Source organism: Solidesulfovibrio alcoholivorans DSM 5433, assembly GCF_000702665.1.
Classification (GTDB): Bacteria; Desulfobacterota; Desulfovibrionia; order Desulfovibrionales; family Desulfovibrionaceae; genus Solidesulfovibrio; species Solidesulfovibrio alcoholivorans.
This window is the reverse complement of sequence record NZ_JNJA01000012.1, coordinates 73763-87092: the sequence shown is the minus strand read 5'-3', so window position 1 is coordinate 87092 and position 13330 is coordinate 73763. Positions and strand designations below refer to the sequence as shown.

The window sequence follows — 13330 nt, the reverse complement described above, 5'->3', positions numbered from 1 at the left end:
TGCGCCGCGTCCCGCGGCGGCGAAGCCTGCAAAGAAAAAGGCGGCGCGACGCCCGTTGCGTCACGCCGCCGTTTTCGGCTTGTGGGGATGGTCCGTGCCGGCCGAATCGTTTCCGGAAGGACCTGCGAACATCGCTTGGTCAAACGCGTGTCCGTGGCGGTTTCCTCGCGCGCCTTGCCGTCGCACGTGCGCCGGTCGCGGCGACTAGCGTTTCTTCTGCAGCTTGGCCCGGTATAATATGGCGCTGAGGTTCATGCCAAGCACCAAAACGATGAGCACCAGGGCGGTGCCGTACTGGAGGGGCCGGGTCTTGTCGATTTCGGTGCCGGCCGTGGCCAGGACGTAAATATGGTAGGGCAGGGCCATGACCGAGTCCGTGATGTTGGTCGGCAGGTAGGGGGTGAAGAACACGGCCGCGGTGAACATGATGGCCGCGGTTTCGCCGGCCACGCGCGACAGCCCGAGGATCGCGCCTGTGAGCATGCCCGGCAGCGCCGCGGGCAGCACCACCAGGCGGATGGTCTGCCATTTGGTCGCGCCGAGCCCGAGCGAGGCCTCGCGGTAGGTCTGGGGCACGGATTTGAGCGCCTCTTCGGCCGTGCCGATGATGACCGGCAGGACGAGGATGGACAGCGTCAGGATGCCGGAAAGGAGGCTCACGCCCAGACCGAAGAAGGTGACGAAAAAGGCTAGGCCGAACAGGCCGAAAACCACCGAGGGCACACCGGCGAGGTTGTTGATGCCAAGCCGGATCAGGCGCAGCGTCCGGCCCGGGCGGGCGTATTCGTTGAGGTACACGGCCGAGGCCACGCCGAGGGGAAAGGCCACGCACATGGTGCCGAGGCTCAAGTAGATCGTGCCCAGGATGCAGGGCAGGATGCCGCCGGCGGTCATGGAGTCCCGGGGCATCTCGGTGAGGAAGCTCCAGGAAATGGCCGGCAGGCCCTTGATGAGCAGAAAGCCGCAGATGAGGACCAGGGCGGCCATGTTAACGAGCGAGGACAGGCCGAACACGCCCCACATGATCTTCTGGGTGCGGTGGCGGCGGCGCAGGCCGGCCTGGGTGATGGTCGTGGCGTTCATGTCGGGGCTCCTTGGCGGCGTGCGGAATCCGGGCGTCTGTCGGGGCGGTTGGGCCTGGGCTACAGGGTGGCCGCGCCGACCTGCTTGTGCTTTTCGGCCACGTGGCTGGCCACGAGGTTGAAGGCCAGGGTGAACAGGAACAGCACGATGCCGATGGCGAAAAGCGCGCGGTAGTGGTTCCCGCGGAAGGCGGCCTCTGCCATCTCGGCGGCGATGCTCGACGGCATGGGCCGCACGGGCGAAAAAATGGAGGTGGGGATGATGGCCGCGCCGCCGGCGACCATGAGCACGACCATGGTCTCGCCGATGGCCCGGGACATGCCGAGCATGACGGCCGTGGAGATGCCCGAAAGCGAGGCGGGCAGCACCACCTTGGCGATGGTCTCGAAATGGGTGGCGCCGAGAGCCAGGGAGGCTTCCTTGAGCTCGCGGGGCACGGAGTAGATGGCGTCCTCGGAGACCGAACAGATGGTCGGCACGGACATGAAGGCCAGCATGATGGCGGCGTTGAAGAGGTTGAGCCCCGTGGCCAGGTCGAACGTCTCCTGGATGTAGGGCGCGACCACGACCATGCCGAAAAAGCCGATGACGACCGAGGGCAGCGCGGCGAGCAGCTCGACGACGGGCTTGAAGAGGTCGCGGGTTTTCCGGCTGGCGATCTCGGAGAGGTAGATGGCGGTCATGACGCCGAGCGGGATGGCGATGGCCGAGGACAGGGCCGTGACCGCAAGCGAGGCCACGATCAGGGGAAATATGCCGAAATCCGGTGGATCGGACGTGGGATACCACAGATTGCCGAACAGGAAGTCCGTCACCGAGACGACCTTGAAGATCGGCAGCCCCTCGACGAAGAGATAGATCATGATCAGGGCAAGGGCCACGATGGAGGAAAGGGCCGTCAGGAAGAAGATGTTCCTGATCAGGTTGTCCTTGGCTTTTCGCGAAAGGGCCATGTGGTTCTCCCGAGGGGAGCGCCCCGGCGACGCGAGCGTGCCGGGGCGCGTGAGTGGTCGCTGCGCGGGCGGACTAGTTGAGCGGCACGAAGCCGACTTCCTTGACCAGCTTCTGGCCGTCGGGGCCGAGCAGAAAGTCGACGAGACCCTTGACCGCGCCGGCGGGAGCGCCGTTGGTGTAGATGTAGAGGTCGCGGGAGACGGCGTACTTCTTGGACTTGGCGGTCTCGGCCGAAGCGGCGACGCCGTCGACCTTAAGCCCCTTGGTGGAGGCGTCGAGATAGCCCAGGCCGATGTAGCCGATGGCGTTCTTGTTCTTGCTGACGGCCTGGACGACCGCGCCGTTGGAAGCCTGCATCAGGGCGCCGGGGAACACGCGCTCCTTTTTCATGACCAGGCCTTCCCAGGTCTCGTAGGTGCCCGAGGAGGTGTCGCGGGAGATCACGACCACCGGACCCTCGCCGCCGAGGTCCTTCCAGCTGGTGATCTTGCCGGTGTAGAGATCCTTAAGCTGGGCCAGGGTGATCTCGGAGAGCTTGTTGGCCGGGTTGACGACCGGGACGATGGCGTCGATGGCCACCACGGTCTGGACCGGATTCTCGCCCTTGCTCTTGGCCAGGTCGATTTCCTTCTGCTCCATGGCGCGCGAAGCCATGGCGATGTCCGTGGCGCCGTCGATGAGGGCCTTGATGCCGTTGCCCGAGCCGCCGCCGGAAACGGAAATCTTCACGTCGGGATGGGCCTTCATGTAGGCTTCGACGACTTTCTGCATGATCGGCAGCACGGTGGTGGAGCCGTCCACCTTGATGGTGGTCTCGGCGAAGGCGGTGGAGGCCAGCATCAGGAAAGCGGCCACGATACCAATAAGTTTTTTCATGGAACTCCTCCTCAAAGAGTTTGTCGCGCCACAATTGGCGCGAAGTGCCCCAGGTCGCAGGTGGAAGCTAGGTTTGGCTTGTTACGGGTTGGTGACAGAGGGGCAAAGAACGCGTGACGTGCCCGGCATGAAAAAATTCAGGCATGAATTCATATGGTTGGGATGGCATTGTGTTACAAGGCTTTCGTGACGACGGGACAGGCGGCCCTCTCCGGCGCGGTGGCGTCCTTCCCGCCCCGACGCCTTGACCCGGCCTGCGCGGAAGACTATGCAGGAAGAAACGGCGCAGAGGGAGCAATATCCTTCCGCGTCGCGGGAGCCGTCATGACCGCGCCGACCTTCATCCTTTCGCCTTCCCTCCTGTCCGCGGACTTCAGCCGCCTGGCCGACGAGTTGGCCGCGCTGGAGGAAGCCGGGCTCACCTGGGTCCACCTCGACGTCATGGACGGCCAGTTCGTGCCCAACATCACCTTCGGGCCGCCGGTCATCGCCTCCATGCGCCGCAAGAGCCGCCTCTACTTCGACACCCATCTCATGATCGAACGGCCCGAGCGCTACCTGTCCGCATTCCGCGACGCCGGCTCCGACCTCATCTGCGTCCATGCCGAGGCCACGGTCCACCTGGAGCGCGCGGTCGCGGAGATCGCCCGCCTGGGCGCCGCCCCCGCCGTGGCCCTCAACCCGGCCACGCCCCTGTCCATGGTCGAGTACCTGCTGCCGCAACTTGACATGGTGCTCGTCATGACCGTCAACCCGGGGTTCGGCGGCCAGTCGTTCATTCCGTTCACCATGGACAAGATCAAAGCCCTTGCCGCCATGCGCCGGGAACGCGACCTGTCCTTCCGCATCCAGGTGGACGGCGGGGTCTCCCCGGACAATACCGCCGCCCTGGTCGCCGCAGGGGCTGACGTGCTGGTTTCCGGTTCGGCGTTTTTCGGCCATCCGCCCTACAAGGAGCGTCTGGATGTCTTTCACGCGGCGGCCGCGACGCGGGCCACGTAAGGCGACATCCGCCAGCCGGCGGCCCGGGGGCCGCCTTTGCCGCGAACCCGTGTACGCCCTTGGCGCGTCCGAGTCCGCAGGTCGTCTTTCGCGCCTTTCCTCCATCCTCGCCGCCCTGGACCAGGGCATCGCCTTCGTTTCGCCCCAGGGTACGGTGGTGGAGGCCAACGACCGCTGCCTGACGCTCGTCGCGGGTTCCCGGGAAACCGTTCTCGGCCGGGGCATCGAAGTCCTCGACCTGGAAACCGAGGACTACCAGGCCAGCGCCTTCCTGGACCTCTTTCGTCGCGGCGCGGCCCATGCCCCGGTCTCCTTTGACCGCCGGTTCGGCGACCGCGACGTCACGGTCAAGCTCCAGCCGGTCTTCGACGGCACGACGTTCACGGGTCTGATCGTCTCCTTCATCGACGTCACGCCCATGGTCGAGGCCCGCCTGTCCGTGGAGCGCGAAAGGAGCTTTCTCGAACAGGTCATCACCATCGCCGGGGCGGCCATCTGCATCGTCAACCGCGACGACGAAGTGCTGACCGTCAACGACGAATTCACGGCCATCACCGGCTATGACCGGGACCAGGCCCTGGGCCGCAAACGCACGGCGCTCCTGCGCGAATCGCCGCCGTCGCCCTGTCCCGCAGCCCCGGACGCCGCGGCCGTGCGCCAGAGTCTCTCGCGCATCATGACCCGGGACGGCCGCCGCCTCACCATCCGCAAGAACGCCGCCCCCCTGCGCGGCGACCAGGGCGACGTTTCCGGCGGCATCGAGTCCTTCACCGACGTCTCGGATCTCATCCGGGCCAGACAGGAGGCCGAGGAAGCCAGCCGCATGAAGTCGGCTTTCCTGGCCAACATGAGCCACGAGATACGGACCCCGCTCAACGCCATCCTGGGGCTGGCCAACCTGCTGCTCAAAAGCGACATGGACCCAAGCCGGCGCGAAAGCCTGGAAACCATGCGCGCCGCCGGCGAAGGCCTGCTCGTCATTTTAAACGACATCCTGGATTTTTCCCGCATCGAGGTCGGCCGCCTGGAGATCCGTCCCGCTCCCGTGGACATCGACCGCCTCCTCGAAGACGCGCGCCGGGTCATGGTCCCCATGGCCGAGGAGCGGGGGCTCGTCCTGGCCCTCGAACGCGATCCCTCCCTGCCCCGGGTCCTCGTGTGCGATCCCGTGCGGCTCAAGCAGATCCTGCTCAACCTGCTCTCCAACGCCCTGAAGTTCACCGAACACGGTCGGGTGACCCTCACCGCCATGCGGGCGCGCGCCCAGACCGCCGGCATGGCCGCGACGGCCATCCGGTTCCAGGTCGCGGACACCGGTCCGGGCATTCCCGAGGACATGCGCCAGCGCATCTTCGAGCCCTTTGTCCAGGCCGGCGAGGATGTCGCCCGCGAACACGGCGGCACGGGCCTCGGACTTTCCATTTCCGACCGTCTCGTGCGACTGCTCGGTGGCACGGGGCTCGAGGTCGTCAGCGCCCCGGGAAAGGGCAGCACGTTCGGCTTCACCCTGTACCTGGACGAGCCCTCCGGCAAACCCGCGTCCCCGCGCCTGGGCACGCCCCTGCCGCCGGCCGTGGACCTGGGCGGGCTGCGGGTGCTCGTGGCCGAAGACAACCCCTTCAACCGCTTCCTGCTGCAGAAAATCCTCGAGAAACTCGGCGTGGGGCGGCAGGCCTATGCCGACGACGGGCTCAAGGCCCTGGAGATGCTGCTGGCCGCCAAGGAAGGGGACACGCCCTACGACGTCGTGTTCATGGACCTGCGCATGCCCGGCCTCGACGGGCTCGAAGTCTCCCGTCGCGCCCGGCAGGCCGGCATCGCCACTCCCATCGTGGCATTGACCGCGCAGGCGTCGCCCGATGACGCCGCCAAATGCCGGGAGGCCGGCATGACGGCCTTTTTCGCCAAGCCCTACCGTATCAGCGACCTGGAAAAGGTCCTGGTCGCCCTGGGCGGGGACGCCCTCCCCCCTGCCCCATGACGCCCGCCGACGTCCTGCGCCAGGCGCGCGACTTCCTGGGAAATCGGCAGATGCTCTCGGCGGAGGAAACCGAGGGTGCCCTGGACGTCGCCGCCGTCGTCCTCGCCCGGACCCTCGAACGTCTGGACGCGGCCATCACGGCCGGCGACGGCACGGCCTGCGTCGAAGCCGCCCACGGGCTCAAGGGCAACCTGCTCAACCTCGGCCTGCCCGAACTTGCCGCCACGGCCCAGGCGATCCTCGACAAGGCCCGTGAAGGAGGCTACCAGTCCCTCCAGACCGGACGGGAGTCACTCGCCACGGCCCTGGCTCCGCTGCTCGCGCGAGGCGCGAAATGATCGGCGCGCCCCGCACCCCGGCGTCGCCACCCCTTCGCTTTACGAGGCCTTCATGAAAATCGTCGATTACGTCACTGCCGGAAAATCCATCTACGTCGCCGGGCACCGCGGCCTTGTCGGCGCGGCGCTCACGCGCGCGCTCACCGCCAAAGGCGTGCATGTGCTCACCCGCACCCACGCCGAACTTGACCTGACCAGCCAGGACGCCGTCCGGAATTTCTTCGCGGCCGAGAAACCCGCCGCCGTGTTCCTCGCCGCGGCCAAGGTCGGCGGCATTCGCGCCAACGACGCGTATCCGGCCGATTTCATCCGCGACAACCTGCTCATCCAGACCAACGTCATCGACGCCGCCAGAAACGTCGGCGCGGAAAAACTCGTCTTCCTCGGTTCCTCCTGCATCTACCCCCGCATGGCCCCGCAGCCCATCCCCGAGGAGTCGCTGCTCACCGGCCCCCTGGAAGAAACCAACCAGTGGTACGCCATCGCCAAGATCGCCGGCATCAAAATGTGCCAGGCCTACCACCGCCAATACGGCTTCTCCGCCATCAGCCTGATGCCCACCAACCTCTACGGGCCCGGCGACAACTTCACCCCCGTCAATTCCCACGTCATCCCCGGACTCATGCGCCGCTTCCACGAAGCGCGACTGGAAAACCGCGACAGCGTCTCCGTCTGGGGCACCGGCAACGCCCTGCGCGAATTCCTCCACGTCGACGACATGGCCGCCGCCGCCCTGGTCTGCTTCGAACGCTACGACGGCGGGGAAATCGTCAATATCGGCTCCGGCGAGGAAGTCAGTATCCGCGAACTCGCCGCACTCATGGCCAAAGTCACGGGATTCGCCGGTCGCATCGTCTTCGATGCCTCCAAACCCGACGGCACGCCGCGCAAAATCGTGGACATCAAACGCCTCTCCAGCCTGGGCTGGAAACCCCGCCATACCCTTGCCGAAGGACTCGAACAAACCTACCGCTGGTTCTGCGACAACATCGCCTCGGTACGCATGGCGTAATCCGGGGCGCTGCCCCGGCCCCGCTGGGGCAGCGCCCCAGACCCCGCCGGGGGAGTCACTCCCCCCGGTCCCCCCGTTCGGCGTCGTGGCGCGGGAAGGGCTGCGGGCACCGGAAGGCCGGTTGGCGGGGCGGGAGGAAGATGGGGCCGTCGTGCTGGCCGGCTTTGCGGCCTGCGGGGCCGCCCCATTCCCGCGACCACAGACCCCGACGTACCGCCAACCGACCGCCTCGCCATCCGCTCCCCGCTCCCCCGTCGAGGGGGTCCGGGGGGGATCATCCCCCCCGGCCGCCGGAGGCCTCTTCATCTCCTTTTCCCCCCGTTTCACCTGGCCCTTTTTCCAGTATCCGCCGCAAGGTATCCTTGGTGACGTCGAGTTCGCGGCAGGCGGCCATGGTTTTACCGTGGTGGCGGTCGAGGGCGGCTTTGGCGGCGGCGTATTTGACGGCACGCATGGTGTGCGGGGTCGTGTCCGGGAGTGTGGCGGTCGTGGGGGAGGGGCGCAGGTAGTCGGGCAGGTGTTCGGGCCCGATGCGGCCGCTGGGGCAGAGGATGAAGGCGTATTCCAGGATGTTTTGCAGTTCGCGGACGTTGCCGGGGTAGTCGTGGCGCAGGAGGATGCGCAGGGCGTCGTCGCGCACGCCGACGATGGATTTTTCGCGCAGGAGGTTCAAGCGTTCGATGAAGGTGGCGACGAGCAGGGGGATATCTTCGGGGCGTTCCCGCAGGGGGGGCAGGGCGATGCGCGCGACGCTCAGGCGGTAGAAGAGGTCGCGGCGGAACGCGCCCGAGGCGGCCATGGCTTCCAGGTCGCGGTTGGTGGCGGCGAGGATGCGCACGTCGGCGGCGATGGTCTTGTCCGAGCCGAGGGGTTCGTAGACGCGTTCCTGGAGCACGCGCAGGAGTTTGACTTGCAGGGGGAGCGGCAGTTCGCCGATTTCGTCGAGGAACAGGGTGCCGCCGGTGGCCAGGGCGAAACGGCCTTTGCGTTCGCTCTTGGCGTCGGTGAACGCGCCGCGCGCGTGGCCGAAGAGTTCCGATTCCAGGAGTTCGCCGGGGATGGCCCCGCAGTTGACGGCGACGAACGGCCCTGCGGCGCGGGAGCTTAAGTTGTGCAGGGCGCGGGCGAAGAGTTCCTTGCCGGTGCCGGATTCGCCAAGGAGCAGCACGGTGGCCCCGCTTTGGGCGATGGGCGGCAGGAGGTCCAGGTGGCGGGCCATTTCCCTGTTCCGGGTGACGATGTCCTCGAGGGTGCGCACGCCTTGGAGTTCCTTGCGCAGGCGGTCGAGGTCGGAGATGTCGCGGAAGGTTTCGACGCCGCCGACGATGCGGCCCGAGGCGTCGCGAAGGGGCGCGGCGCTGATGCTGACGGGCACCTTGCGGCCGTCGGGGCGCACGATGAAGATGGCTTTTTCGGAAAGCGTGGCGTCGTCGCGGATGCAGGCCCCGAGCGCGCAGTCGCGGTCGCACAGACTCGAGTGGAACACTTCCCAGCATTTGCGGCCGAGGGCTTCGGCCGGGGCGAGGCCGGCGATGTCGCCGGCGGCGCGGTTGAAAAAGGTGATCGTGAAGTCCGTGTCCACGGTGAAGACGCCGTCGGCAAGGGACTCCATGATTTCTTCGCAGGGGATGTCGCGGGGCAGGGCCATAGGGGAATCGCCTTTTCGCGCGCGGCGGCGCTTTGAGCACGATAGCGCAGATGGGCGGAGGTGTCCAAGGGCGCGCGGGTCCTTGACTTCCCGGGGGCCTGCCCGGATAACCGGACCTGAAGCGGGGAAACGGCGTTTTCCCGCGCCATTCCGGGAGGTTTTCATGTGCGAGAAGTGCGACCCCAAGGGGCGGATGCTCATGATCGGCACGCCCTGCTACAACGGCAACGTGTCGGTCCAGTACCTGCGTTCGCTTGTTCCGATGATCGGGTTTCTGGAACGCCAGGGCATCCGCACGGGCATGCTCACGCCGTCGCATGAAAGCCTCATCACGCGCGGGCGCAACCTGGTCGCCAACGAGTTCTTGCGCCAGAAGGAATACACGCACCTGCTTTTCATCGACGCGGACATCGGCTTTGCGCCGGAGTTGCCCTGGAAGTACCTGGAAGCGGACAAGGACGTGGTCTGCGGCATCTACCCGGTCAAGAACCTGGATGTGGACAAGTTGCGCACGATCCGGGGCGACGTGCTGCCACGCGTGGCGCAGGCGGCCTCGCTGCATTACGCGGTCAAGCTCAAGCCCGGGGGCCGGCCCGAGCCGGTCACGGGGCTTTTGCCGGTGGTCTACGGGGCCACGGGCTTCATGATGATACGGCGCGAGGTGTTCACGCGCCTGGCCGAGGCCTATCCCGAACTCGGCTACGATTACGCCTACACCAACGACGACCAGGTGGACAACGTGGCCTTTTTCGAGACGGCCATCGATCCCGCGACCCGGGACTACCTTCCCGAGGATTATGCCTTCTGCAAGCGCTGGACGGACATCGGCGGCGAGATCTACGCCGACATCCACAGCGTGTTCACTCACGTGGGCAACTACGAGTTCACGGGTAATTTCACCGCCTTTCTCACGCACCTCGGCGAGGGCGGCAACTGAGGGGCGCAGGCTTGCGCCTGCCGTCGCGCGGGACAGCGCCTCCTGATGCACGCACGGTCCGGGCTCCCCGCGAGGCGTGTACGCGACGTGGGGTGTGCCGGGGCGTGAAACGTCGCGCCTGCCTGTCGTTTTCCCTTTCTTCGAAATGCAGCTTTCCGGCATGAAGCCGCTATCTTCCGGTCTTCCGGCGTATCATTCCGTGATCTTTTGATGTTGCTGTGTGTTCGCCCATGGTTTTGGGCGAAACAAAAAGCGATTCTCTGGATATGGAAGTGCAATTTCGTTTGCATGTATATTCGTTTTGTTATAATCATGCAAAGAAGCCTACGAGGCGTGGTGTTTCATGTGTGTCATGGGAAGAAAATGCTTCGGTATATTGGATGGTAATACAAAAAGTCGATTTGCTGGTGGCGTATGTAGCAAAAGAGGGAGGTAAGCCCGTACTTTCTGGAGAATGTCCGCTGCATGGCATGAATTGCGCGACTGGAGAGCGATTTTTGTCGACGGGCTGCTGTGGTACATCATCCTGTGGCCTGTATGCCGTCCCTTCACACCAGGCAAATGTTGCGGGGCGGAAATTGTTGTTGTCGCTCATGCCTGCGGCAGATGCGGGGCCAGGGCCGATGGCCCGGCCCGCCTTTTTGTGAGGCGTTTGCGCGGCGCGTCCCGTGTCGTGTCCGGCGGTGCGCGTGACGGAGAGAGACGAATCCCTTCATGGAGGAAGCGATGTCCCGTTTGACGCATTTCCGCCGTTGTGCTTTGTTTCTTGCCCTGACCCTCCTTTTTCCGTTGGCGGTTTTCGCGGCGGGGCGCATTGAAACCGTGGTCGTCAACGGCGTCACGGCCGATGTGTTCATTCCCGAAGTGCCCCCGTCGCTGCGGAGCGCGGACGGCGACGGCATAGGCGGCGGCCAGCCCGTGATCGTCCTCGAGGACCCGAACCCGGGAACGCGCGCCCTGCACGTCCCGGCCCCGGAGACGACGCACGCCTTTCCCAGAGGCGCCGCCGCCTCGTTTTCGATCAATTACATCGCGGCCGGAGGGCAGGACGCCTACGGCCAGACGTGCCAGACCTTTCCGGAGGAAGCCAAGGCCGTGTTCAACGCGGCGGGGGCGATCTGGAGCGGCCTGCTCAATTCCGCGGTGCCTATCGTCATCAACGCCTGCTGGGCGGACCTGGGGTCCACCCTGACGCTCGGCTATTCGGGTTCGCAATCGACCCGCGATTTTACCGGCGCGCCCCGCAGCAATACCTGGTACTCGTTTGCGTTGGCCAATGCCTTAAGCGGCACCAGGCTGTATGCCGGGTATGCCGACATGAACATCACGTATAATGCGAATTACACGTGGTATTATGGAACGGACGGCAATACGCCGAGCGACAAGATAGATCTGCTGAGCGTCGTCCTGCACGAAATCGGCCATGGACTCAATTTCGCGGGAATGGCCTCGTATTCGAACGGGACGGGAACGCTCGGTTCGAGCGGTTATCCGAACGCGTACGACGTGTACGTCTCCGACGCGTCGGCGCGCAAGCTGACCAATACCAGCGTCTATCCCAATCCTTCGACGACGCTCGGCAGCGCGTTCACGTCCGGGGGGCTGTATTTCGACGGCAGCAACGCCACGGCGGCCAACGGCGGCAGTGCGGCCAAGATCTACGCGCCGCCCACCTGGATGCAGGGCTCGAGCTATTCGCATCTCGACTACGCCACCTATGTCGGGACGGCCAACGCCCTGATGGTCTACGCCATCGCCAAGGGGGTTTCCAGGCACGACCCCGGTCCGGTGACCAAGGGCATGCTCAAGGATATGGGCTGGGTGGTCGCCGCGCCCGCCTGCTCGTACGTGGTTTCCTCCCTCGACACCTTTACCGGCGCGGGCGGCTCCCAGACGGTGACGGTCACCGCCTCCGCGTCGTCCTGTGCCTGGACGGCTTCGGCCGGCGGACTTTCCTGGGTGCACCTGTCCGCTTCCGGCGGTACGGGCAGCGGGACCGTCACCGTCAGCGCGGACCAGAACACGACCAATGCCTCGCGCAGCGGCCAGATCACCATCGCCGGCCAGACGCTCGGGGTCAGCCAGGAGGCCGGCAGCCCGTGCCCGGCCGGAACCGGACGCTTGCAGATGAACATCACGCCCGACGCGGCGGCGGCGGCCCGACCGGGATTTTGCCTCTCCCCCGGCGGCAATTGCTACGGTTACATCGATCCCGGGGACACGCTGTGCGTGACGGCGAATACATATACGGTCACCTTCAATCCCATTTCCGGCTGGACCACGCCGGCGAATACGACCGTGGTCGTCCCATCCGGGCAGACGGCGCTCATCTCGGGGCATTATGTCGCGGTGACCGCAACCGGGTCGCTGCATGTCGTCATCGAACCCGCGTCGCTGGCGTCCACGGCGACATGGCGGCTGGACGGCGGGGCCACGGCCTATGCCACGGGCGCGACGGTCTCCGGCCTGAGCGTCGGCGCGCACACGGTGGCCTTCTCGCCGGTCGCCGGCTGGCGGACTCCGGCGCAACAGACCGTGACCGTCGTGTCCGGGGAGGTCGCGCAGGTTACGGGGCGCTACGGCCCTCCGGCTTTCCCCGGATCCTTGCTGCTGTTGCAATAAGACTGCCGCGCGGCGTTGCCGCGCCCGGGCGGCTTCCCCCGGGCCGCGACATGGGCTAGGCTCGTTCCCGCGCGTCCGGGGCATACGGCTCCGGGCGTGCGGGAACGCCTTTCTCCGGGAATGCCATGCGCCTGACCGACGCCGACCTGCTGACGGAACTCGACCGGCCCGAATTCGCCGCCGTGCGGCGGGTCTTCGTCACGCGCCGCTATCCCCGCGGGCGGCAGGTTTTCGCGCCCCGGGAAGCGGAAAACCGGCTGTTCATCGTCGTGCGCGGCCGGGCCAGGGTGTACCTCGTCTCCAAGGACAAGGAATTCACCATGGCGATCCTGGACGTGGGCGACGTCTACACCACCCACACCCGCGCCCATGTCGAAGCCCTGGACGACCTGGAGTTGCTCGAGGCCGACATCGCGGCCGTGCGCCGGTTCCTGGCCGACATGCCGGCCCTGACCATCTCCATGGTCAAGGTGCTCGGCGACCTGCTCTCCCACGCCTTCACGGTCATCGACGGCCTGGCCTTCCACGACGCGCGCCGGCGTCTGGCGCAACTGCTGCTGCTCGAGGTCAGGCGCGTGGAGCCCGATGCGACAGGCGCGGCCTGCTTCGACCATGGCCTGAGCGTCGAACAGCTCGCGACCATCGTCGGCTCCTCGCGTCAGACCGTGTCCTCCCTGCTCAACGCCCTGGAGCGCGAGGGCCTCATCCGCCTCAAGGGGCGCGGCGTGATCTGCGTCCCGGACCCGGACGCCCTGGAAGCCCTGCTTGACGTGTAAGCGGCGCGTTTTCCCGGGGGCCATCCGCTCTGCCCGGTTTTGTCGGCCATCTGACAGACACGGATTTGACAAAAAAGTAAAGCTCGCCCCGTACAGACCGC

The 13330-nt window shown here is 66.1% G+C and carries 11 protein-coding genes; 7 read left to right on the top strand and 4 right to left on the bottom strand.

All coding sequences use genetic code 11. The features are described 5' to 3' along the window. Window positions 1-204: 204 nt before the first annotated feature. The 3 genes from pstA to Q368_RS0117565 all read right to left on the bottom strand — a co-directional run bounded on the left by pstA (window position 205) and on the right by Q368_RS0117565 (window position 2913). Complete coding sequence (gene pstA / locus Q368_RS0117575; RefSeq protein ID WP_029460352.1) at window positions 205-1083, bottom strand: phosphate ABC transporter permease PstA; 879 nt, start codon at window positions 1081-1083, stop codon at window positions 205-207. A 59-nt stretch (window positions 1084-1142) separates the two neighbouring features. After that, a complete protein-coding gene (pstC, locus tag Q368_RS0117570) occupies window positions 1143-2036 on the bottom strand; it encodes a phosphate ABC transporter permease subunit PstC (protein ID WP_029460351.1) in 894 nt (297 codons plus the stop codon). Window positions 2037-2109: 73 nt separating this feature from the next. Continuing rightward, a complete protein-coding gene (locus Q368_RS0117565) occupies window positions 2110-2913 on the bottom strand; it encodes a PstS family phosphate ABC transporter substrate-binding protein (RefSeq protein ID WP_029460350.1) in 804 nt (267 codons plus the stop codon). A 324-nt stretch (window positions 2914-3237) separates the two neighbouring features. On the opposite strand from Q368_RS0117565, the gene rpe reads away from it, so the two are divergent. The 4 genes from rpe to Q368_RS0117545 are packed head-to-tail and all read left to right on the top strand — an operon-like array spanning window position 3238 to window position 7246. Further along, window positions 3238-3915 (top strand): ribulose-phosphate 3-epimerase, encoded by a 678-nt coding sequence (gene rpe, locus Q368_RS0117560; RefSeq protein WP_029460349.1) that lies wholly within the window; start codon window positions 3238-3240, stop codon window positions 3913-3915. Then, entirely contained in the window at window positions 3878-5896 is a 2019-nt protein-coding gene (locus tag Q368_RS0117555) for a hybrid sensor histidine kinase/response regulator (protein ID WP_029460348.1), read from the top strand. Before rpe ends, Q368_RS0117555 begins: the two co-directional genes overlap by 38 nt. Continuing rightward, entirely contained in the window at window positions 5893-6234 is a 342-nt protein-coding gene (locus tag Q368_RS0117550) for an Hpt domain-containing protein (protein ID WP_052360265.1), read from the top strand. The genes Q368_RS0117555 and Q368_RS0117550 overlap by 4 nt, the downstream gene beginning before the upstream one ends. Before the next feature lie 52 nt (window positions 6235-6286). Further along, complete coding sequence (locus tag Q368_RS0117545) at window positions 6287-7246, top strand: GDP-L-fucose synthase family protein (RefSeq protein ID WP_052360264.1); 960 nt, start codon at window positions 6287-6289, stop codon at window positions 7244-7246. Between the two features lie 274 nt (window positions 7247-7520). On the opposite strand, the gene Q368_RS0117540 is transcribed toward Q368_RS0117545, so the two are convergent. Continuing rightward, the gene (locus Q368_RS0117540) at window positions 7521-8894 is read right to left on the bottom strand and encodes a sigma-54 interaction domain-containing protein (protein ID WP_052360263.1); all 1374 of its coding nucleotides are present in this window, start codon (window positions 8892-8894) and stop codon (window positions 7521-7523) included. Between the two features lie 163 nt (window positions 8895-9057). Here Q368_RS0117540 and Q368_RS0117535 point away from each other — a divergent pair, with 163 nt between their 5' ends. From Q368_RS0117535 to Q368_RS0117525, 3 genes are all read left to right on the top strand, one after another. After that, complete coding sequence (locus Q368_RS0117535) at window positions 9058-9831, top strand: hypothetical protein (RefSeq protein WP_029460344.1); 774 nt, start codon at window positions 9058-9060, stop codon at window positions 9829-9831. A 726-nt stretch (window positions 9832-10557) separates the two neighbouring features. Beyond that, a complete protein-coding gene (locus tag Q368_RS0117530; protein WP_029460343.1) occupies window positions 10558-12453 on the top strand; it encodes a BACON domain-containing protein in 1896 nt (631 codons plus the stop codon). A gap of 125 nt (window positions 12454-12578) precedes the next feature. Continuing rightward, window positions 12579-13229 (top strand): Crp/Fnr family transcriptional regulator, encoded by a 651-nt coding sequence (locus Q368_RS0117525; protein ID WP_029460342.1) that lies wholly within the window; start codon window positions 12579-12581, stop codon window positions 13227-13229. Window positions 13230-13330: the final 101 nt, after the last annotated feature.